Consider the following 21,543-nt stretch of genomic DNA (forward strand, 5'->3'; position numbering starts at 1 on the left):
CCTATCTCGATACCCTATCGCGATCGCCACTTCATACTCAGGACAGGCCATGACCGACTCCACACAACGCCCAACCGGTGCCTCGCTCAGCTACAAGGATGCCGGTGTCGACATCGATGCCGGCAACGCCTTGGTGGATCGCATAAAAGGCGTCGCCAAGCGCACCACTCGCCCGGAAGTGATGGGCGGCCTGGGGGGATTTGGTGCCCTTTGTGAACTGCCTTCGGGTTACCGCGAGCCAGTGCTGGTTTCGGGCACCGACGGCGTCGGCACCAAGCTGCGGCTGGCCATGGATCTCGGTTGCCATGCCACCATCGGGATCGACCTGGTGGCCATGTGTGTCAACGATCTGGTGGTGGCCGGTGCAGAACCGCTGTTTTTCCTCGACTACTATGCCACGGGCAAGCTGGATGTGGATATCGCCGCCGACGTGGTGACCGGCATCGGTGACGGCTGCGAGCAGGCCGGTTGCGCGCTGGTAGGCGGCGAAACCGCCGAGATGCCAGGCATGTACGAAGGCAGTGATTACGACCTGGCCGGCTTTTGTGTCGGCGTGGTGGAAAAGTCCGAGATCCTCGATGGCCGCAAGGTCGCTGAAGGCGACGTCCTGCTGGGCCTGGCCTCCTCTGGCCCCCATTCCAATGGCTATTCGCTGATCCGCAAGATCCTTGCCGTCAGCGAGGCATCGCTCGATACCTCCATCGCAGGCCGACCGCTTGGCGACGCCCTGCTGGCGCCGACGCGTATCTACGTCAAGCCGTTGCTGTCGTTGATCAAGCAAAGCGGCGTGCCCGTGCATGCCCTCTCGCACATTACCGGCGGCGGACTGCTGGAAAACATTCCTCGGGCCTTGCCTCAGACACTTGCCGCGCGCATCGACACCACAAGTTGGGAGCGCCCCGCGATTTTCGACTGGCTTCAGCAACACGGCAACGTCGATGAGCAGGAGATGCTTCGCGTCCTCAACTGCGGTATCGGCATGGTCGTGGTCGTGCCGGCATCGCATGCCGATCAAGCCCGCGAGCATCTGCAGGCGCAGGGCGAAACGGTGTATCGCATCGGTGAGATCGTCACCCGCCAGGACGACGAGCCACACGTCCAGTTGGAGTCTCGGAAGGCATGAGCGACAAGAACTATTACGGCGATACCCTGGGAGAATTCGCCCCCGACCCCAGCGAAGCGCGTCGCGTCGTGGTGTTGATCTCGGGCAACGGCAGCAACCTTCAGGCACTGATCGATGCGCAGCAGCACGATCAGCTGGGGGGCGAGATCGTCGCCGTGATCTCCAACCAGCCCGACGCCTACGGTTTGAAACGTGCCCGCGATGCGGGCATCGATGCCGTCGCCCTGCCGCATCGCGAGTACGAAAGCCGCGACGCCTTCGATGGTGCCCTTATCAAGGTCATCGAGCGCCACGAACCGGACCTGGTGGTGCTCGCCGGCTTTATGCGTTTTCTTACCCCCCGCTTCGTGCAACGTTTCCTGGGCCGGATGATCAATATCCATCCCTCGCTGTTGCCCGACTATCAAGGTCTGCAGACCCACGCACGAGCGCTGGCCGATGGTGTCAGCGAGCATGGTTGCAGCGTGCATTTCGTCACCGAGGAACTCGACGGCGGCCCCGTCGCGCTGCAGGCCGTGGTAGCCGTGGCAGAAAACGACACCGAAGCAACCCTCAAGGCAAAGGTCCAGGCTAGAGAGCATCTGATCATGCCCATTGCCGTGAAATGGTGTCTTGAAGGTCGACTGCGGTTCGGTCCTAAAGGTGTCACCTTCGATGGTACACCGCTGCCGCCCCAGGGCCTGCGCATGTCCCACACCGACGCCGCCGAAGAACTCGATGAGACGCCCGACGACTGAGTCCGGATTAACCGCTAAAGGCAAACGGGAACGGCGCCAGAAGCCTTGTCCGGCGCTAGACCAGCGCTAGAAGCTCAGCCCGGCGCTCAGCTGGAAATGCGGCTCCAGACTATCCCAACCTTCGACGCCCGCACCGGCTTGGAGGCGGGCATTACCCAAGGTGAGGCGAAGGCCGGTATCGAGTCGCAGGTAGTGATCCTTATCGCGCTCTATGCCTTCTCCCGACCAGCGATTGGTTGGCAGTGAGGCCAGCCGGACCTCGGTAGCGTCGTTCTCATCATTCAGGTGTTCGCCCCAGGCAAGCTCAGCGAAGACACCAACGCCACCTTGCGGGGAACGATCCATCATCAACCCGACCTCTGCCCGATGTTCATCGCGTTCTTGATCGGAAACGAGCAAGGCATTCGCTCGCGAGCCCTCCTCGCGGTAGCCATCGATATGGGTATCGATATATCGATAGGCTACAAAGGGGGCGGTATACCAGGCCGACTCCTCTGCGGTCAGCCGATAGTCCAGACGCAGCTCGGCCGCCCAGCCGCGTGCCGTGGTGCCACTCGACAGTGTGCGCTCAGCCTTGCCCAGGGTGACCCGCCGACGCAGCTCAAGATCGAAATCACCATAACTGACAATGGCCTGACTCCCGACTCGCCCCAGATGCTGTCGCACAAAGAGACTAAAAGCTAATCCCTCGAGCTCGACATCCGCCGGCGCCTCAAGCTCGCCGTCGCGCCCGGCCACCGTGGCGCCTAGCCACCCTTGCCGCACCGGTATGACTGCCCCGATGCCTGCCCCGCGCTGCACGGCGTCGGTCTCGCCCACATAATGACTGCTACGGGACTGATCCTCGCGATAATCCCCGTGCACAAAGATGCGCCACGCGTCGTCTTGCTGACCGGGGCGCAATTCACTACCCACCAGCTGATGCTGGGCATTCAGGCTATCGGTCACCAGGCCACCGGCTAACGAAAGAATCCTCGGTGCCTTGATCAGGGCATAGGCATAGTCGGCCAGGATTTCCTGGCCAGTCGTGGTCGGGTGCACGGTATCGTTGAATAGAAGTTTCGATGGGTCCGGGGTGCCGGCTGCCAGGCCGTAGCTTGAAATATCGCAGGAAGACACACTGAAGCAGGCGTTAGATAACGGTATATTTGTGGCCAGACCAAAATCCCCGGGTGCCGCCACGACTTCATCGAACAAGGCACCAACATCGAGACGAATAATCGCTACCTCCCCGTCGTAAACCGCCAGTCGCTCATCGAGTACCTGGTTGAAGACCTGCGAGAGTGACAACAACAAGTCCCGCTGCCCGCTCTGGAAGCCAGCCGGAGTGGCGCCTATGTCGGGCAGGTTGGCGACCACGAGCGTCGTTGCGCCGGCCGAGACCAAGGCATCGACGCCTTGGGCAAGCGTCACGGCGCTGGCTGTCGCAGCGGCGGCATCAGTGACGACACCGTCGAGAAAATCGTTACCCCCGCCATTGAGGTAATAAAGCGCCTCCGGGTCGGCCTCGCCCACCGTCACCAGATAGCCATCACGACGTCGTATCGTCAGCCCCACCCCGCCGACCACCGATCCCTCCGGCCGGGTAATCGAGCCGAGGATATCATCGGTGGTGTAACCACCGGTGGCATAATTGGTGCCATCCGGCAGATCGAGCAACTCGCGCACGATGGACGTGGAGGGCAAGAGCGGCTTCAGCCCCAGTGCCCTGGCCAGACGCTGTGCGCTTACTTCGCCAAAGGGAGATGGTGCCCGATAGGTCGGCGCCAACCGGTTGGTGAATCGCAGGCTTTGTATCGTACCCGAGGCGAGACTCTCCACATCCGGAAGCTGCCCCGAATCGCTCAGGCTGTCACCGAAGACAATCATTCTTGAGTAGGCCGAGGTGGCAGCAGGCAACATCGACGCGCCCAGCAGTAACGACAACACACAGCAACGCATGAGCCGGCGACAATTGACGGCATCCATCACGCAACTAGATAAAGGAAAAGGCATGGACAAGGCCTCATGCAGAAGGAAGACCATGGTCATACCTTGCCGAGCCATGGTCTTTCCAGCTTAGAGGAGCCCCGCAATTTGGCCAGCCGATCGCTACCCAGCCAGGTACAGCTAGGTTCTGGGAAGGGTCACTCCCCGCTGGCCCATATACTTTCCTCCGCGATCCCGGTAGGACGTCTCGCACTCTTCGTCAGACTCCAGGAAAAGCATCTGCGCGACACCTTCATTGGCATAGATCTTGGCCGGGAGGTTCGTGGTATTGGAGAATTCCAGCGTGACATGGCCCTCCCACTCCGGTTCGAGTGGTGTGACATTGACGATGATACCGCAGCGGGCATAGGTGGACTTGCCCAGGCAAATAGTCAGGACGGTGCGCGGGATACGAAAATACTCAACGGTACTCGCCAGGGCGAAGGAGTTGGGAGGAATTACACAAACCTCGCCCCTGACATCCACGAAGCTCTTCTCGTCAAAACCCTTGGGGTCCACTATCGCCGAATGGATATTGGTAAAGACCTTGAAATGGTCCGTACAACGCACGTCGTAGCCATAGCTGGACGTACCGTAGGAGATCACTCGCTTGTCATTGACGTAGCGCACCTGTTCGGGTTCGAAAGGCTCGATCATTCCTTCCCGCTCGGCCATGCGGCGGATCCACTTGTCGGACTTGATGCTCATCGAAACGTCCTGCTGAAAAATCAAAGAAAACCGGGACCGTAATCATAGCGGTCCCGGCCTATCGCGTCACAGGCATGCTCGGCCAATACGGCGATTTACTTGCTGAATGAGATCTCGGGGCCTTCATTACCCCCTTGGTCGCGGATCTGTTCTGCCACCTGGCGCGCCATCGCGCGAAACGTACCGGTCACTTCGCTGTCCGGCTCGGCCACTACGGTGGGGCGCCCGCCATCCACCTGCTCACGGATCGACATGGTCAACGGCAAGCGACCCAGCACGCGGGTCTCATATTCTGCCGCGATACGCTCACCGCCTCCCTCGCCGAAGATAGGCTCGCTGTGACCGCAGTGTGAACACAAGTGCAGGCTCATGTTCTCCACCACGCCAAGCACCGGCACGTTGACCTTGCGGAACATCTCGATGCCCTTGCGCGCATCCAAGAGAGCAATATCCTGCGGCGTGGTCACGATCACCGCTCCATCCACGGGCACCTTCTGGGCCAGCGTCAGCTGAATATCACCGGTGCCTGGTGGCATGTCGATGAACAGGTAATCCACGTTATCCCAGGCGGTCTGGGTGAGCATCTGCTGAAAGGCCCCGGCGACCATCGGGCCGCGCCACACCATGGGTTCACGCGTATCGACCATGAAAGCCATGGACATGGCCTGCAGGCCATGGGCCTGAAGCGGCAGAAAGCCGTTCCCTCCCGATGACTGTGGCCGTACGCCCTCGCCGACGCCCAGCATCTGCGCCTGGCTGGGGCCATGAATGTCTGCATCCAGAATGCCGACGCGATATCCCTCGGCGGCCATGGCCAGCGCCAGGTTCACGGTGACGGTGGACTTGCCGACGCCGCCCTTGCCGGAAGCCACGGCGACAATATGCTTGACCCCTTCAATCACGACTCTCTCCTTAAAGAATATGGGGGTTGCCACGCTTGCAGCATGTGCCTTCAGTATACGCACCAAAACGCTGTCGCATGCAATGCACGGCCAAGATGCAAAACGGCGAGCCTGGAAGGCTCGCCGTCAGGGTCATGCGAAATAGCTCGGAAGCGGATCAGTTCTGCTCGGACTGCTCCTCGGTCTCCTCCTGGTTTTCAGTGTCGTCGGCGGACTGAGAGCCTTCAGCGGAACCAGAGCCCTCAGCGGAACCAGAGCCATTAGCAGACTGCTGTGAGCTCTCGGCGGATTGATCACCTTCATTGGTTTGCGAACCTTCGGCGGACTGCTGTGAGTCGTCTGCAGACTGAGAGCCTTCAGCAGACTGGGTCTCTGATTCCCCACCCTGGGCTTCGGACGCCTCGGACTCGCTCGAGGAAGCGGACTCGCTGTCGGAACCGGAAGCGGACTCACCGCCTTCTGACTCTGATCCTGACGCGCTCCCCGGCTGTGATTCGGAGCCAGTCTGTGAGGCCGACTCGTCGTCACCCTGACCGGACTGACGCAACTGCAGGTCGGAGAGCTCACGCTGCCAATCGGCGAGCTGTGATTCCAGGTTGGACAGCTGACTCTGGCGACGCTCGATCTGGGAATCGATATCGGCGACCTCGTTGCGTCCCTCCTCGATGGCGGTCTCGAGCTCCTCGAAGTTGCTTTGAGCTTGCTCGACTTGTGCCCGTGCCTCTTCTCGCTGATCGTGGATGGCTTGTAGCTCGGATTCGGCAGCGTCGCGCTGTTCGCGCAGGGTCTCGAGCTCGGCCTGCAGGTTCTCCTGAATCTCTTGCTGCTCAGTCACGGCATCGTTGACACGCGACAGGCTATCCTGAACTGCACTGACATCATCCTGAAGCGCCGCTAACTCCTCAAGGGCCGCATCGCGCTCTTCCTGTGCCGCATCGCGCTCTTGTTGCGCCTGCTCGGTGGCCGCCTCGGCCTCGTTGCGCGCGGTCTCAGCGGAATCGCGAGATTCGATGGCTTGATCGCGGGCCGACTGTGCCTCTTCAAGCGCCGTTTCGGCTTCCTGACGTTGCTGGGCAACGGCGTCGTGCTCTTCACGCAGGGAGGTCAGCTCTTCCTGCGCCTGATCACGCTCTTGCTGAAGGGTGCTGATTTCCTCCTGCAATGATGCGATGGTCTCCTCGGCTTCGGTGATCTGGTCACGTACCGACGTCAGCTCCTCTTCCGCGCTGGCCAGCTCCTGCTCAGTGGCCTCCAGTTCCTGCTGGCGCTGCGCCTGGCTTTCCTCGACCGCCGCAAGATCACCCTCGGCTTCGCGGATCTCTGTGACTTGCTGATTCAAGGACGCGTTCTCGCTTTCCAGGGCGGAAAGCTCATCCTGAAGAGCATTAACCTGATCTTGGCGATCTCCGGAATTCGATGTGGCAATGATGGCCCAGATAAGCAACACAACCGCGATGGCAGCTAGCGCCCTCACGCGATTGTCCTTAAGCAATTGGTTATTCGAGATATCCGACATTTCGCGACTTCCCCTTGCTGGTCGATGGCTCCCGACACGTCACGCGCGGAAGATAGTGGTAACACTCAGGATACACTGTTGTCGCTTGCAGGCTACCTTGGCAAGTTCGTTAACACACGGTAACTCCACGGAATACATCAGCCCCAGCAGCGTGCGCTTCGAAAGCTATCGAACGTGTGTCACCACGCGAGCCAGATCCAGTGCTTCGCCCCCTTGCCGGGACGATGAGCTCGCACCATGACCTCCTCCACCACGAAGCCAACTCGCTTGAGACGATCGGTAAAGGCCGGGTCCTGGCCTGCCGACCAGATCGCCAGGATACCGTCCGGACGTAGCGCGGCCTGAGCCGCGGCGAGACCCTTGGGGGAATAGAGCCAATCGTTCTCGCGTCGCGTCAACCCCTCCGGCCCGTTGTCCACGTCCAGCATGATGGCATCGAAACCGCCCGGTTCCTGGCGTAGCAACTCGCCCACATCGCCCAGGCGGACCTGCGTTCGCGGATCCTTCAGCGGATAGCCAGCGGCCGCGCCGAGGGGGCCTCGGTTCCACTCCACAACGCCCGGCACCAGTTCGGCGACCACCGCCGTGGCGTCTTGGGCCAGACACGCCAGGGCGTTCGCCAGGGTGAACCCCATCCCCAACCCGCCAATCAGCACGCGGGCCTCAATACGCTCAGCAACCCGTCGACAGGCCAGCTCGGCCAAAGCATCCTCGGAGCCATGCAGGCGCGTGTTCATCAACTCACCGCTCTTGCCGGCAATACGAATGGAAAATTCGTCGTTGCGCTGCAGAAGCCTGAGCTCTCCGCCTTGGCCGGGTATGCTCGCCGTCGCTATCTCTTCGAATTTGGCCATCATGCCTCGCTTGTGAAACCGTGTGTTATGTCGGCTGGCACAGGCCAGCCAGCGCGATCATGCCCCGGGGCATGACCACGACTCTCCCAACCGGCAGGGAACCTATCCGTCAAGATTCGCCTCGAACACCCCGCCCTTCCGTCAGGAGACATGCCGCATGCCCCGCTCACCAACCCAACGACACATCAGGGAAAGAACGCTGTCGCGGCTGAGGATTATGCTGGCGTTCGCCATGATTTGCCATGCATCAAACGCCATGGCTTCCGACCAGAAAGCACTACAAGCCGCTGATTTTCAGCGTATCGAGTCGGCCGCCGAGGCGCTCGACCGCCTGCATGCGCTGGTTGTGGCCGAAAACGGCGAGATCGTTTACGAACGTGCCTTTGACGGACCCGGCGTGGACCAGCCCGCCAATATCAAATCACTGTCCAAGACGGTACTGGCCGCGCTTGTCGGAGCAGCCATCGAGAAGGACATATTGCAGGGGCCCGATCAGCCTGTCGCGGAATTGCTGGGGCCATTGATGCCCGATGCTGCCGAATCGCAAGTCAACGAGATCACCGTGGGACACCTGCTGTCCCTGCAAGCCGGGCTTGAGCGAACGTCGGGAGACAATTATGGCGCCTGGGTGATGAGCCCCGACTGGGTCGAGTATGCCTTGACGCGGCCCTTCGTCGATGAGCCCGGCGGGCGCATGCTTTATTCCACCGGCAGCAGTCATCTGCTGTCGGCAGCGCTGACACAGTCAACCGGCGAGTCAACGTTGGTACTCGCTCGGCGCCTACTGGGCGAGCCCCTCGATATCGCCATTCCGCACCGGCCTCGCGACCCTCAAGGCATCTATTTTGGCGGCAACGACATGCAGCTCTCACCGCGGGCATTGGTGCAGCTCGGTGAACTCTACCGCCAGGATGGCGTCGTCAACGGTACTCGGGTGTTGCCAGAAGGCTGGACCGAGGCTTCCTGGACCGCGCGCGGCCGCTCGCCCTGGACGGGAGACGGCTATGGCTACGGCTGGTTTATCACCACCCTCGCCGGAGAGCGGGTCTACTACGGTCGCGGTTATGGCGGACAGGCACTGTTCGTGGTGCCGGAGCGCGAACTGACCGTCGCCATCACCTCGGATCCGTTGCCTCCCTCGCCCGGCGGGCAATTCCAGGGCCGACTCAACCGTCTGATCGAGATCCTGCTGGGCAACGGTGAGGCCGAATGATCGGCGTCAATTGCCCCACTGGCCACTGCGCTTCATGGCGCAGAACAAACCACGCCTGGCCGCGTGAATGCCGGCTTTCAAGACATCCGCCTTGCCCCCGTAGTCCTTGTCGCTGTTATTGACCGTAAACGCTGTCAAGGGCGTATCATCGCCCCATGCCCATGGATGGCCAGGTCAATGACGCTTTTCCGCGCTGAGCATTTCTCGCTCAAGACACTGGGCGCCCTACTGCCAAAGGTAGGGCGCTTCATGTGGCGTGTGCTTCTGGCCTTTCTGCGTAACCGAGGCATCCTGCTGGCGGGAGGCGTCGGCTATAACATTCTGCTGTCGATCGTGCCGCTGTTCGCCCTGCTGGCCGTGCTGCTGGCCGGAGTGGTCGATCAACAGCGGCTGCTTGACGTCCTGACGATCCAGGCGCGCCACCTGGCGCCTTCGCATGCCGAAGTGGTGCTCGAGGCCGTGCGTACCCTGCTCGATTCGCGTGACGTCATTGGCATCCTCGGCTTTCCCGTGCTGCTGCTGTTCAGCTCCTTTGCCTTTCGCATGCTGGAGGATGCTCTGGCGCTCATCTTCCACGCGCATGAGACACACCATCACCATCGCAGCGTCTGGGTATCGGTATTGATGCCCTATGCCTTCATGCTGGTACTTGGCGCCGGCCTGCTGGCCCTGACCCTGCTGGTGACCCTGGTCAGCTCGATCAATGCCTTGTCTCTCGCCGTCTTTGATCGCGAGTTGCCGCTGGCCGGGCTCTCGGAGTCGATGCTGAACCTCTTCAGTTTCGTGGGCGTTTTCCTGCTCTTCAGTGCCATCTACAAGGTGTTGCCGGTGGTCAAGATCGCCATCCGGCGAGCCATCGTCGGGGGGTTCGTGGCAGCGCTACTCTGGGAGGGGGTGCGTCTGTTGCTGGTGTTCTATTTCGCCAACCTGTCGTTCGTCAATGTCGTCTATGGCTCGTTCGCCACCCTGATCGTGATGTTGTTGAGCCTGGAAGTAGGCGCGATCATCCTGCTGCTGGGCGCCCAGGTGATCGCCGAACTCGAGTATAATGCGCGCCATGGCCTGCCCTGGCATGTCGATCCCCGCCGCCAGGCCGTGACGCACGTCGAGTGAGCCAAGGCACGTGGCATTAGCACGGGTCAGAAGGTCGACAGCCCCGTGGCCTCCATCACGCGATAGCGCAGCCGCTTCCAAGAGCCAGTCTCTTGATAGGCTGAGAAAGGCTCGCTGGTGATCTGCGTGGGCGTTGACAGCCAGCGACGCTCGAAGAAGTCAGCGGCGTCACGCAAGGCGCGAAACTCAGCGCGCCCCTGGAGACGCACGCTGGTTTCCAGATTGAGATTATCGAGATTGCGGCGAGTGAAGTTGGCCGACCCGAGAATCATCTCCGCCTCGCCACCGTTGGCCGACCGTCGCAGCAACAGCTTGCTATGGCACTGCTCGCCCTGCGTCAAGCACCATCGCACCGCGATACCGGCATCGACCAGCTCCTGGGCAACCGGACGGTTGGGGATGCCGTCCTTGTCGAGACCGAAGGCATCGCGGTTGGGGTCGAGCAGCACCCGAACCGCCGTGCCGCGCGCCCGGGCCGCGATCAAGGCCTCGATCACTTCACGATGCGCCAGATAGAATACCGCCACGTCCAGCCGATCTCCTGGCCCGCTGGCAGCGATGGCATCGAGCAGTGCTTCGCGAATCGCTCCTTCGGTCACTACTTGCAAACGAGCCTGCTCGAGCGGCCCCCCTGCATCCTCGGGCGGCACTGGCCCGGCCAGATCCACGCCTGACCAGTCCGCCACCGCACGTTCGGAGGCCAGCAGGTCGAGTGCGGCAGGTCCCTCGAAGCGCAGCGCCACGTTGCCGTGCAGGCTGCTGGCGTCATGGGGATTGGCCGAGGTCACCAGGCCCGCCCAGCCCTCTCCCCGGTCGACCACCAGCGTCTTGCGATGATTGGCGTTGAAATTGAGCAGCGCGAGATAACTTCGCAGCGTGACTTTTCCCGGCCCCAGCACGTTGGGCAACCAGCCGTTCGACTCGCTATTGCCCAGCCAGCGTGGCCCCAGGTGCCAGATACCCGACCACAGCGGGTTGGAGGCACGCAGCTGCGTCAGGTCGGTGACGACCACGGCGACCCCAGCTGCACGAAGCGCCTCGAAATGCTGAAGCGTCAGCCCGCCATAGAGGGTATTCAGGGGGTCGGTGATAACGACGGCCTGAAGCTCGGGATAGCGATGTACCTGCTCGATCAACGCAGTGGTCAGCTCGGCGGATAGCGGGCGGAACCCCTCATCCTCTGCCGCGCCGGCAAAGTCGTTGTAGAGAAACATGTCGAGCACGATCAGGCGTTGCGCCTGTCCGATGAGGCCGAGTATTTCATCGAAGATCTGGCGATTGGCGTGACGCCGGCCCGACGCGTCGTACCAGGTTTCGTCGGCCAGAAAGCGCACTTCCTCGGCGGGTCGCGCCGGGAAGGCCTGACCGACTCCGTCCGGCAGCGGCTTGTAACGCTGCCAGATGCCCACCGCTACCCAGGCCACCAACAGTACCGCCGCGATCCATGGCCACATTCGCCGTCGCCTCCCTGTCTTCTGGCCCTTCATGACATTCATGACTTCCTCGTGATGCTTGCCGCCGGGTCGGGCGGCGTCAGCGGCCAGCATAGCGACAGGCAGCCCAAAAAGCAGCGCGCCCGGCCTAAGCCGGGCGCGCTGCGTGCTGAGCGTCGATCAGGTTCAAGCCTGTCGACGTAGCCGGCGGCGGCGCAGCACCCGAAACAACGGCACCAGCGCCGCCACTCCCAGGGCCGCGATCCCGAGCACCATCAGCATCGCCGGGCTGCCGGTATGGGCATGGACCGAGGGGGCGCCATGGCCGGAATGGGCCAGTACGGTGGCGGCAGGCAGCAGCAGGCAGGTGCCGAGCACGACGGGTCGAAGCAATTTGAAAGAACGCATCATCATGGGAAATCTCCTGGCAATAGCGAAAGATGGCAATGGCGAAAGGGGGTGAGTAAAAAAGCGGTCAGGCGGTGGCGGCATCGGCTCGAGGCCGGCGCTCGGGCGGCCGGCGTTCCGGCAACATGCCGCGATCGAGGATGAAGCGGATGATCTCCTCAAGCCCCACGCCGTCATAAAGATTGGTGAACACGAAGGGTCGCTCGCCGCGCATCATCTTGGCGTCACGCGCCATGACCTCGAGCGAGGCGTGTACGTACTGGGCGATGTCGATCTTGTTGATGATCAACAGGTCCGACTTGGTGATCCCCGGCCCGCCCTTGCGCGGGATCTTGTCGCCTGCGGAGACGTCGATGACGTACAGCGTCAGATCCGACAACTCGGGGCTGAAGGTCGCCGAGAGGTTGTCGCCACCGGACTCCACCAGCACCAGCTCCAGGTCGGGGTGTCGCGCCTGAAGGTCGTCGATGGCGGCGAGGTTCATCGACGCATCCTCGCGGATGGCCGTATGTGGACAGCCTCCGGTTTCGACCCCGAGAATGCGGTCGGCCGCCAGCGCCTCGTGCTTGAGCAGGAAGTCGGCGTCCTCGCGGGTGTAGATGTCATTGGTGACCACGGCGATATCGTAGTGGTCGCGCAAGGCCAGGCAGAGCTGCTTGAGCAGTGCCGTCTTGCCGGAGCCCACCGGGCCGCCGACGCCGATACGCAGGCAATGGGTCATGGTCTTTTCTCCTAGCTTCTGAACAGTCGCGAATACTGGGTTTCGTGCAGGGCGCTCGCCAGCGCCAGGCCGGGCAGTGCCGGGCCGAGCTCGTCGTCGCCCAGGGATAACGCCTCGTCCACGGCCGTGACCAGCAAGGGGCGAAGGCGCTCGACCAGACGCTGGGCGGCGGTATGCCCCAGCGGCAGCGCCTTGCAGGCCACGGCGAGCTGGTTCTCGAGCCATGCCCAGGCGAAGCCCAGCAGCGCCTGGCGAAGCGGCACCCCCCGCATCTGCGCGGTCCAGGCGAACAGCGTGACGTACCCCGCACTGGGAGGCAGCGCTGGCGAGTCGGGCAATAATCGAAGGCTCGACAGCAGCCGCGCCAGCGAGGCGCCCAGCCGGCTATCCTCGGCGGCGAGCTCGGCCGTTTCGCGGTTGGCGGCGAGCCAGCCATCCCACTCGACGATGGTCTCGCCATCGCGCTCGGCCCAGGCGATATGCAGGCGCGCGAGCACCGGCAATTCACAGCGCATCAGGCCATCGTCGAGCACGCCTTCCAGCCAGTCGCCGAGGCTCGCCTCGTCACTGACCCAGCCCAGCTCGAAGGCACTCTCGAGCCCTTGGGAAAACGCGAAGGCGCCGATGGGCAGCGCCGGACTGACCAGTTGCAGCAAGCCGAGCAGCGCCAGATCCTCGCCCTGGCCTGCATGGCTGGGCACGTCAGTGTTCATGGTCATGCTCGTGAGAATGGGCGTGCTCGTGGTTATCAGTATGGTGGGAGGAATGGTCATGCCCGGCGTGGGCATAAGCGCCAGGCTCAGGATCGAAGGTGGCCAGGTGATGCTCGAGGCTGGCCCCTAGCCGTTCCGCCAACTCCTCCAGCACATGATCCGGTGGAAAGCGCACGTAGCCGCCCTGACCTGGTGAAGAAGGGTCGTCCTCACCGAGCGCCAATTGCACGTGGCGGTTGCCTAGATGGTAGGCGAGCCGCGCCAAAGGTAGACCCGCGGCGATGCGGGCGGTGACGACCGGCTCCACGGCGGCCTGGATGCGCACCAGCTCGCCACTCTCGGCACGCAATCCCTCGCCATCTCGCAGCACCGGGCCGCGGTCGAGGAAGAGGCCCAGCTCGCGGCCAGCGTCGCTCATCGCCCTGAGCCGGCCACGGATCCGCAGCTCATAAGGCAGGGTCAGGGTGTCACTCGCCTTGTTTGCCTCGATGGGGCCAAGCCGTTCGGTCAATTTCCACATACGCTGCCCCTTCAAAACAGGTAATATCGCTGAGCCAGCGGAAGCTCGGTCGCCGGCTCGCAGGTCAGCAGTTCGCCGTCGGCATGCACCTCGTAGGTCTGCGGGTCCACGGTCAGCTCGGGACAGGCATCGTTGAGCTTCATGTCACTCTTTCTCACCTGCCGGACATCGCGACATGCTGACAGCGGGCTCTGCAGGCCCAGCCGCTCTCCAATACCGGCCTCAAGCGCCGCCTGGCTGACGAAGGTCAGGCGGGTCTGGCTTGCCGCCCGGCCGAAGGCGCCGAACATGTAGCGGTAATGGACCGGCTGGGGCGTGGGGATCGAGGCATTGGGGTCGCCCATCGGCGCGGCGGCGATCATCCCCGACTTGAGAATCAGCGCCGGCTTGGTGCCGAAGAACGCTGGCTTCCAGAGCACCAGGTCGGCCAGCTTACCAACCTCAATGGAACCCACCTCGTGACCGATACCATGGGTAATCGCCGGATTGATCGTGTACTTGGCGATATAGCGCTTGGCGCGGAAATTATCGGCCCCGAGCGCCGCGTCCTCGGGCAGCAGACCGCGCTGCACCTTCATCTTGTGGGCCGTCTGCCAGGTGCGGCAGACCACTTCGCCGACACGCCCCATGGCCTGCGAATCCGAGGCGATCATCGAGATAACGCCGAGGTCATGCAGGATGTCCTCGGCGGCGATGGTCTCGCGGCGGATACGCGAGTCGGCGAAGGCCACATCCTCGGGAATCTTCGGGTCGAGGTGGTGGCAGACCATCAGCATGTCGAGATGTTCGTCGATGGTGTTAACGGTATAAGGCCGAGTCGGGTTGGTCGACGACGGCAACACATAGGGCTTGGCGCAGGCGGTAATGATATCCGGCGCATGGCCGCCGCCGGCGCCTTCGGTATGGTAGGTGTGAATGCAGCGCTCCTTGAACGCTGCCAGGGTATCCTCGACGAAGCCCGACTCGTTGAGCGTGTCGGTATGGATCGCCACCTGGACGTCGTAGGCGTCGGCAACGGAGAGACAATTGTCGATCGAGGCCGGGGTGGTGCCCCAGTCCTCATGCAGCTTGAGCCCCATGGCACCGGCCTTGAGCTGGGCCTCCAGGGCCTCGGGCAGACTGGCGTTACCTTTACCGAGAAACCCGATGTTCATCGTCATGTCGTCGACGGCCTGGAGCATCTTGCCGATGTGCCATTCACCCGGCGTACAGGTGGTGGCATTGGTGCCGGTCGCCGGCCCCGTGCCGCCGCCCAGCATGGTGGTGATGCCGCTCATCAGCGCTTCTTCCATCTGCTGCGGGCAGATGAAATGGATGTGCGCGTCGATGCCGCCGGCCGTGAGTATCTTGCCTTCGCCGGCGATGATCTCGGTGCCGGGGCCGATGACGATCTCCACGTCGGGCTGGGTATCGGGGTTGCCGGCCTTGCCGATGGCGGCGATGCGCCCGCTCTGAATGCCCACGTCGGCCTTGACGATGCCCCACCAGTCGAGGATCAGGGCGTTGGTAATCACGGTATCCATCACCGTTCCATCGACACGCTGGCTCTGGCCCATGCCGTCGCGGATGACCTTGCCCCCGCCGAACTTCACCTCGTCGCCGTAGTGAGTGGCATCGCGCTCCACTTCGATCCACAGCTCCGTGTCGGCCAGGCGCACCCGGTCGCCGACCGTGGGGCCGTACATGTCGGCGTAGGCCTGTCTCGAAATTTTCATTGCGTGCCATCCTCCAGGCTACCCATGACGGCGCCGCGAAAGCCGTAGATATGGCGGCGGCCGACATAAGGAATCAACGTTACCTCGCGGCGCTGGCCGGGTTCGAAACGGATCGCCGTGCCGGCGGCCACATCGAGGCGGTAGCCGCGTGCCTTGGCACGGTCGAAGGTCAGCGCCGGGTTAGCCTCGGCAAAATGGTAGTGCGACCCGACCTGGATGGGCCGGTCGCCGGTATTGGCCACCTCCACGGTGATCCGTTCGCGCCCTTCGCAGAGCTCGATATCGCCTTCCTTGAGTTGGTATTCACCTGGAATCATGGCGCACACTCCTTAAACGATGGGTTCGTGGACGGTGACAAGCTTGGTACCGTCGGGAAAGGTGGCCTCGACCTGGACCTCGTCGACCATCTCGGCCACGCCCTCCATGACGTTGTCGCGATTGATAATCTCGCGCCCGAAGCTCATCAGGTCGGCCACACTTCGCCCGTTACGAGCTCCCTCGAGAATCTCGAAGCTGATCAGCGCCACCGCCTCGGGATAATTGAGCTTCAGGCCCCGGGCCAGACGGCGTTCGGCCAGCTGCGCGGCGGAAAACAGCAGCAACTTGTCCTTGTCTCTGGGGGTCAATTCCATGGCGGCGTCTCCATTGACGGAAAAATCAGGTCAGCCAGATACGCGGCACATGCGCGCGCCGACCGATGAGTAGGGGTCTGAGGATTTCCCAGGCGCGCTGACAGAGCGTCCAGGCTTCGTTGCGCTCATGGCCCAGATAGCGCAGCAGCAGCACACCCTGGCGTACCGTGACCGCCCAGCGGGTGCTGGCGGGAATAGCCTCGCGCAAGGTATTGATCGCGGCAGGTTCGTCGTCGAGCCCCACGGCCCATAATGTCGCCTGCACCGTGGCGCCGCCCTGCCCCCAGCGCCCGCTGAAGCGCGAATGCAGCGGGTCGAGGGGCTGTCGCTCCACCCAGAGCGGCTTGCCGTCTCGGTACAGCCGGAAATGCTGATCGATACGCCCGGTGGCGAAGGGCAAGTCACTGGCGGGTCGACCCAGCGCGATGATTTCCCAGCCGAGACAGCGCGCACTGCCCTCGAGGTCGATCGAGGTCCGCTGCTGGCCCTTCGACCCATCGAAGGCGAGTGTTTCCTGGGGCAACCATTCGAGCACTCCGCCATCGGCGACCTCGAGCCAGGTCTGCTGAGACCAGGCCACGCCATGCGAGTCGGCCTTGTAGAGCTTGTTGGCAGCGGGCGTGGTCAGAAGCGCATGGGCGCCTGGGCCAACGCTGGCATGAATCGCTAGCGCGTCGCCACTGACCAGGCCCCCCGGCGGGTGCAGCAGGTAGGCATGACAGGGGCCGCTCGAGGCTTCCGGATACTTGGCTTCAGGATGAAAGGTACGCTGCACCCTCAGCGGGCCCTGGTGTCGCGAGCGAACCAGCCGCGTCGCGCCGTCACGCACGTCGAAGTCGAGTTCGATCGACGCCGCCCAGTGACGCTTGGCATCGAAACGATGCCCGGTGGCCAAAGGGCGGATCGCAGCCGGGGCAGGCGTGAAGGCCGTCATACCGTCAGGTGCTTCTTGATCAGGGCATCGCTCAACTCGACGATCTCCCCATGGGCCACCGGCGAGCCACGATCCATGATCACGAAGTTATCGGCGTACTTACGGGCAAACGGCAGCTTCTGCTCGACGAGCAGCACGGTCAGGCCGTCCTCGACGATCAGCTTGCGGATGACCTCCCCGATCTGGGCGATGATATTAGGCTGAATGCCCTCGCCCGGCTCATCGAGAATCAGCAGGCGCGGTTCGAGTACCAGGGCACGGCCTATGGCCAACTGTTGTTGCTGGCCGCCGGAGAGATCCCCGCCTCGTCGATGCTTCATCTCATCAAGTACAGGAAATAGCTCGAAGACCCGCTCGGGGATGGTCTTCTTGCCGTCGCTTCTGGCGGCAAGACCGGTGCGCAGGTTCTCCTCCACCGTCAACAAGGGGAAAATCTGCCGTCCTTGGGGGACATAACCGATCCCCAGCCGGGAACGCTCCTCGACCTGGCGCCGGGTCAGTTCGACTTCGTCGGCGTAGCGGACGCTGCCCGAGGCCACGGCCACCTCGCCCATGATCGCCTTCATCAGCGTGGTCTTGCCCACGCCGTTGCGCCCCATCACGCAGGTACAGGCGCCGGTGGGCACGCGCAGGTCGAGATCCCAGAGGGTATGGCTCTCGCCGTAGTACTGGTTGAGCTTATCGATGGTCAGCATCAGGCCACCTCCTCGGCGGGATCGGCACCGAGATAGACCTCGATCACCTTCGGGTCGCTTGCCACCTGGTCCATGCTGCCCTCGGCCAGTACGCTGCCCTGGTGCAGCACCGTCACGGTGCGCGCAATCGAGCGCACGAAGCCCATGTCGTGCTCCACCACCACCACCGACTGCTTGCCCTTGCCGGCAAGGCCGGTGAGCAGTTCGGCGGTGCGCTCCATCTCCTGCTCGGTCATGCCGGCCACCGGTTCGTCGACCAGCAGCAGGCGCGGGCGCTGCATCAGCAGCATGCCGATCTCCAGCCACTGTTTCTGACCGTGCGAGAGGATGCCCGCTGGGTCATGACGCAACTCGATGAGTCCGATGGTCTCGAGCACTTCCTCGATGCGATCGCGGCTCTCGCCGGACATGCGTGCCGTCAAGGTCGGCAGGATGCGCTTGTCGGCGGCCATGGCCAGCTCGAGGTTCTCGAACACGCTCAATGCCTCGAACACCGTGGGCTTCTGAAATTTTCGGCCGATACCCAGGCTGGCGATATCCGGCTCGTTCATGGCCAGCAGGTTATGCCGGCTGCCGAACCACACCGAGCCGCTATCCGGCCGCGTCTTGCCGGTAATAATGTCCATCATGGTGGTCTTGCCGGCCCCGTTGGGACCGATGATGCAGCGCAGCTCACCGTCATCGATGGTCAGGTTGAGACTGTCAAGGGCCCGGAAGCCATCGAAGGTCACCGTCACATCCTCGAGGTAGAGGATCGGCCCGTGGCGGACGTCGACCGGTGACGTCGCCGGGACCAGAAAATCGAAGACGCGATCGCGATCGGCCAGGGAACTCAGGAAACTCATGCAGTGGCCTCCCGGGTGCCAGAGGTGGACGTGTCGGAAGTGGACGTGTCGGGCGCCGACGAGCGGCGTTTGGAATGCCGTCCTTTAAAGCGATGCCCTCGAAATCGATAGCCGAGCAGGCCGGCAATGCCCTTGGGCAGGAACACCGTGACCAGGACGAACAGACCCCCCAGCGCGAACAGCCAGGCATCCGGCATGACGCCGGTGAATACGGTCTTGGCGTAGTTAACGAGAATGGCCCCGATCACCGCCCCATAGAGCGTGCCCCGGCCGCCGAGCGCCACCCACAGCACGACCTCGATGGAGAAGATCGGCGAAAACTCGCTGGGGTTGATGATTCCCACCTGCGGTACGTAGAGCGCGCCGGCCACCCCGGCGAGCATCGCCGAGACCACGAAGACGAACAGTTGAAAGCGCTCCACCCGATAGCCCAGGAAGCGCGTGCGTGCCTCGGCATCGCGCGTGGCCACGCTGACGCGGCCCAGCTTGCTGGCAACGATCGCCCGACAGATCACGTAGCCCAGCGCCAGCGCGATACCCGTGGCGATGAAAAGCCCCAGCCGCGTGGCATCACTGCGCAGGTCGAAACTCAGTAGCTCGCGAAAGTCAGTGAGGCCATTGTTGCCGCCGAAGCCCATCTCGTTGCGAAAGAAGGCCAGCATCAGCGCAAAGGTCATCGCCTGGGTGATGATCGACAGATACACCCCGGTCACCCGTGAGCGAAACGCCAGAAAACCGAAGACCAGCGCCAACAGCCCGGGCGCCAGTATCACCATCAGAAAGGCGAACCAGGGCATATCGAAGCCGAGCCAGTACCAGGGCAGCGAATCCCAGTCGAGAAACACCATGAAGTCCGGCAGGACCGGATCGCCGTAGGTGCCTCGATCACCAATCTGGCGCATCAGGTACATGCCCATGGCATAGCCGCCCAGGGCGAAGAAGGCGCCATGGCCGAGGCTCAGGATGCCGAGGTAGCCCCAGACCAGATCCACCGCCACCGCCAGCAGCGCATAGCTCAGATACTTGCCGAGCAGCGTCACCGTATAGGTGGACACGTGGAAGGGGTTATCGGCTGGCAGGGCCAGGTTGAGAAAGGTGACCGCGGCCAGCGCGGCCAGCAGCACACCGAGAAAGAGCTGGGTCGAGCGTTCACGAAACGGTCTGGATAACCACATATCGAATCAGCCCTCTGCCGCACGGCCCTTTTGCGGAAAGAGTCCGCGGGGGCGTTTCTGAATGAACAGGATGATGAAGACGAGCACCACGATCTTGGCCAGGACCGCGCCCACCCAGGGTTCGAGAACCTGATTGATCACGCCCAGCGACAAGCCGGCCACGAGGGTTCCCCACAGATTTCCGACGCCACCGAACACCACCACCATGAACGAATCGATGATGTAGTTCTGGCCGAGGTTGGGGCCGACGTTGGTGAGCTGTGAGAGCGCCACGCCCGCCAGCCCCGCCACGCCGGACCCCAGGGCGAAGGTCATGATGTCGACGCGGGTGGCACGGATGCCCATGGCGCGGGCCATGGCGCGATTCTGGGTGACCGCGCGCACCTCGAGGCCCAGCCGCGTGCGACGCATCACCAGCATCAGGCAGGCGAACACCACCAGCGCGAAGCCGAGCACGAAGAGACGATTGAGGGTCAGCGACAGCCCTTCGTTGATCATCAGCGAGCCGCTCATCCACTCGGGCGACACCACGGTGCGATTCAGCGGTGAAATGACCGTGCGCACCAGTTGCTGAAGGATCAGGCTGACACCGAAGGTTGCCAGCAGGGTTTCCAGCGGCCGCCCCTTGAGGAACTGGATGACGCCTCGCTCGATGGCGATCCCGGCCAGTGCTGCCACCGCGAAACCGGCGGGAATCGCCAGCACCAGAGACAGTCCCGGCTGGCCAGGCAGCAGCTGCTGCATGCCCCAGGTGGTGTAGGCGCCGAGCATGATCAACTCACCATGGGCCATGTTGATCACGCCCATCACGCCAAAGGTGATGGCCAGGCCGATGGCCGCCAGTACCAGCACCGAGCCCAGCGACAAGCCGAAGTACAGCGTCTCGAGACCACTGTTGATGCGAAGTTTCTGTTCGATATCGAGCAACGCCGCCGAGGCGGCATCGGCTACCAGCGGGTCATCGCTTTGCGTTGCCGAGTTGAGGGCCGCCCGGACGCGACTGTTCAGGCTGCCCTCGAGCTCCGCTATCGCCTCGATGTCGCCTTCGTTGAGGCGATGAATCGCCAGGCCCTGCTCGAGCAGACGGCGAACCTCGGCATCGTCTTCACTGCCGATCAACTCGCGAAGCGGCTCGACCATCGCGGCATCCACGCTGCCCAACAGCTCGCGAGCCGCATCACGGCGGTCATCGACATCATCGGTGTAGAGATCGAGTACCGCCAGAGCGCTCTGCAATTGCCCGCGCAGGGCATTGTTGATGCCGATACGGTCGAGATCGCGCCGAGACATCTCACCGGCTTCCTCGAAACTCAAGGCATCGATAACCGGCCAGTTACGCCCTCGGTTTTCGAGCACGATCACGAAGCGACCGGTATCCTTGTGGCGCTGCAACTTGCCATCGAGCAGTTCATCGAGCCAGCGACGGCTGCGCTCATCGCCACTGGTGATGATGGATTCGATGGCCTCGCCCTTCGCCTCGTATGACGAGACGGCCAGGGCCTCGAGCAGCGCCTGGCCTGCGGCATCGTCGTTCTGGGCCTGGGCAAACGGGACCAGCCCGATCAACAGACAGAGCAACAGCCCAGGCACGAAGCATCGGATCATCCTCATGGGTGAG

At 62.9% G+C, this 21,543-nt stretch carries 23 protein-coding genes; 4 read left to right on the forward strand and 19 right to left on the reverse strand.

What is annotated here, in order from left to right; translation table 11 throughout:
• The first annotated feature begins 49 nt into the window (after window positions 1–49).
• Both purM and purN read left to right on the forward strand, forming a co-directional pair.
• Window positions 50–1,123 (forward strand): phosphoribosylformylglycinamidine cyclo-ligase, encoded by a 1,074-nt coding sequence (gene purM / locus BM341_RS01315; protein ID WP_089792135.1) that lies wholly within the window; start codon window positions 50–52, stop codon window positions 1,121–1,123.
• A complete protein-coding gene (gene purN, locus BM341_RS01320; protein WP_089792137.1) occupies window positions 1,120–1,860 on the forward strand; it encodes a phosphoribosylglycinamide formyltransferase in 741 nt (246 codons plus the stop codon). Before purM ends, purN begins: the two co-directional genes overlap by 4 nt.
• A gap of 66 nt (window positions 1,861–1,926) precedes the next feature.
• Here purN and BM341_RS01325 read toward each other — a convergent pair whose 3' ends face one another.
• The 5 genes from BM341_RS01325 to BM341_RS01345 all read right to left on the reverse strand — a co-directional run bounded on the left by BM341_RS01325 (window position 1,927) and on the right by BM341_RS01345 (window position 7,811).
• Window positions 1,927–3,762, reverse strand: a complete 1,836-nt coding sequence (locus BM341_RS01325; protein WP_175507762.1) for an autotransporter domain-containing protein — start codon at window positions 3,760–3,762, stop codon at window positions 1,927–1,929.
• 207 nt (window positions 3,763–3,969) lie between these two features.
• Window positions 3,970–4,536: a dCTP deaminase gene (dcd, locus tag BM341_RS01330; protein ID WP_089792141.1), complete on the reverse strand. Its 567-nt coding sequence runs from the start codon at window positions 4,534–4,536 to the stop codon at window positions 3,970–3,972.
• A 95-nt stretch (window positions 4,537–4,631) separates the two neighbouring features.
• Entirely contained in the window at window positions 4,632–5,459 is an 828-nt protein-coding gene (gene apbC / locus BM341_RS01335; protein WP_089792675.1) for an iron-sulfur cluster carrier protein ApbC, read from the reverse strand.
• Between the two features lie 136 nt (window positions 5,460–5,595).
• Window positions 5,596–6,777: a coiled-coil domain-containing protein gene (locus BM341_RS01340; RefSeq protein ID WP_139232950.1), complete on the reverse strand. Its 1,182-nt coding sequence runs from the start codon at window positions 6,775–6,777 to the stop codon at window positions 5,596–5,598.
• A 356-nt stretch (window positions 6,778–7,133) separates the two neighbouring features.
• Window positions 7,134–7,811: a spermidine synthase gene (locus BM341_RS01345; RefSeq protein ID WP_217646153.1), complete on the reverse strand. Its 678-nt coding sequence runs from the start codon at window positions 7,809–7,811 to the stop codon at window positions 7,134–7,136.
• Between the two features lie 154 nt (window positions 7,812–7,965).
• Between BM341_RS01345 and BM341_RS01350 the strand changes: the two genes are divergently transcribed.
• Window positions 7,966–9,021: a serine hydrolase domain-containing protein gene (locus tag BM341_RS01350; protein WP_245784113.1), complete on the forward strand. Its 1,056-nt coding sequence runs from the start codon at window positions 7,966–7,968 to the stop codon at window positions 9,019–9,021.
• A 6-nt stretch (window positions 9,022–9,027) separates the two neighbouring features.
• Here the strand turns inward: BM341_RS01350 and BM341_RS19615 are convergent, their stop codons facing one another.
• A complete protein-coding gene (locus BM341_RS19615; protein ID WP_281246473.1) occupies window positions 9,028–9,159 on the reverse strand; it encodes a hypothetical protein in 132 nt (43 codons plus the stop codon).
• A 39-nt stretch (window positions 9,160–9,198) separates the two neighbouring features.
• On the opposite strand from BM341_RS19615, the gene BM341_RS01355 reads away from it, so the two are divergent.
• On the forward strand, window positions 9,199–10,134 hold the full coding sequence (locus BM341_RS01355) for a YihY/virulence factor BrkB family protein (protein WP_245784114.1): 936 nt from the start codon (window positions 9,199–9,201) through the stop codon (window positions 10,132–10,134).
• A gap of 26 nt (window positions 10,135–10,160) precedes the next feature.
• On the opposite strand, the gene BM341_RS01360 is transcribed toward BM341_RS01355, so the two are convergent.
• From BM341_RS01360 to urtB, 13 genes are all read right to left on the reverse strand, one after another.
• Window positions 10,161–11,588 carry a phospholipase D family protein gene (locus tag BM341_RS01360; protein WP_089792151.1) on the reverse strand — a complete coding sequence of 476 codons (1,428 nt, stop codon included), beginning with the start codon at window positions 11,586–11,588 and terminating at the stop codon, window positions 10,161–10,163.
• 165 nt (window positions 11,589–11,753) lie between these two features.
• The gene (locus BM341_RS01365) at window positions 11,754–11,981 is read right to left on the reverse strand and encodes a hypothetical protein (protein WP_089792153.1); all 228 of its coding nucleotides are present in this window, start codon (window positions 11,979–11,981) and stop codon (window positions 11,754–11,756) included.
• Window positions 11,982–12,042: 61 nt separating this feature from the next.
• Window positions 12,043–12,696 (reverse strand): urease accessory protein UreG, encoded by a 654-nt coding sequence (gene ureG / locus BM341_RS01370; RefSeq protein ID WP_089792155.1) that lies wholly within the window; start codon window positions 12,694–12,696, stop codon window positions 12,043–12,045.
• 11 nt (window positions 12,697–12,707) lie between these two features.
• Window positions 12,708–13,409 carry an urease accessory protein UreF gene (locus tag BM341_RS01375; RefSeq protein WP_089792157.1) on the reverse strand — a complete coding sequence of 234 codons (702 nt, stop codon included), beginning with the start codon at window positions 13,407–13,409 and terminating at the stop codon, window positions 12,708–12,710.
• Window positions 13,399–13,929: an urease accessory protein UreE gene (gene ureE / locus BM341_RS01380; RefSeq protein ID WP_089792159.1), complete on the reverse strand. Its 531-nt coding sequence runs from the start codon at window positions 13,927–13,929 to the stop codon at window positions 13,399–13,401. Before ureE ends, BM341_RS01375 begins: the two co-directional genes overlap by 11 nt.
• Before the next feature lie 11 nt (window positions 13,930–13,940).
• Window positions 13,941–15,644 (reverse strand): urease subunit alpha, encoded by a 1,704-nt coding sequence (gene ureC, locus BM341_RS01385; RefSeq protein ID WP_089792161.1) that lies wholly within the window; start codon window positions 15,642–15,644, stop codon window positions 13,941–13,943.
• Window positions 15,641–15,961, reverse strand: coding sequence for an urease subunit beta (locus BM341_RS01390; RefSeq protein WP_089792164.1), 321 nt, complete (start codon window positions 15,959–15,961; stop codon window positions 15,641–15,643). Before BM341_RS01390 ends, ureC begins: the two co-directional genes overlap by 4 nt.
• A gap of 12 nt (window positions 15,962–15,973) precedes the next feature.
• Window positions 15,974–16,276 carry an urease subunit gamma gene (locus tag BM341_RS01395; RefSeq protein WP_089792166.1) on the reverse strand — a complete coding sequence of 101 codons (303 nt, stop codon included), beginning with the start codon at window positions 16,274–16,276 and terminating at the stop codon, window positions 15,974–15,976.
• Between the two features lie 25 nt (window positions 16,277–16,301).
• Window positions 16,302–17,210 carry an urease accessory protein UreD gene (locus tag BM341_RS01400; RefSeq protein ID WP_089792168.1) on the reverse strand — a complete coding sequence of 303 codons (909 nt, stop codon included), beginning with the start codon at window positions 17,208–17,210 and terminating at the stop codon, window positions 16,302–16,304.
• Complete coding sequence (gene urtE / locus BM341_RS01405; RefSeq protein ID WP_089792170.1) at window positions 17,207–17,905, reverse strand: urea ABC transporter ATP-binding subunit UrtE; 699 nt, start codon at window positions 17,903–17,905, stop codon at window positions 17,207–17,209. The genes BM341_RS01400 and urtE overlap by 4 nt, the downstream gene beginning before the upstream one ends.
• A complete protein-coding gene (gene urtD / locus BM341_RS01410) occupies window positions 17,905–18,750 on the reverse strand; it encodes an urea ABC transporter ATP-binding protein UrtD (RefSeq protein WP_089792172.1) in 846 nt (281 codons plus the stop codon). The genes urtE and urtD overlap by 1 nt, the downstream gene beginning before the upstream one ends.
• Window positions 18,747–19,925: an urea ABC transporter permease subunit UrtC gene (gene urtC / locus BM341_RS01415; protein WP_089792174.1), complete on the reverse strand. Its 1,179-nt coding sequence runs from the start codon at window positions 19,923–19,925 to the stop codon at window positions 18,747–18,749. Before urtC ends, urtD begins: the two co-directional genes overlap by 4 nt.
• Before the next feature lie 6 nt (window positions 19,926–19,931).
• Entirely contained in the window at window positions 19,932–21,536 is a 1,605-nt protein-coding gene (gene urtB / locus BM341_RS01420; RefSeq protein WP_175507763.1) for an urea ABC transporter permease subunit UrtB, read from the reverse strand.
• Window positions 21,537–21,543 lie beyond the last annotated feature (7 nt).

The organism is Halomonas korlensis (assembly GCF_900116705.1).
Taxonomy (GTDB): Bacteria; Pseudomonadota; Gammaproteobacteria; order Pseudomonadales; family Halomonadaceae; genus Halomonas; species Halomonas korlensis.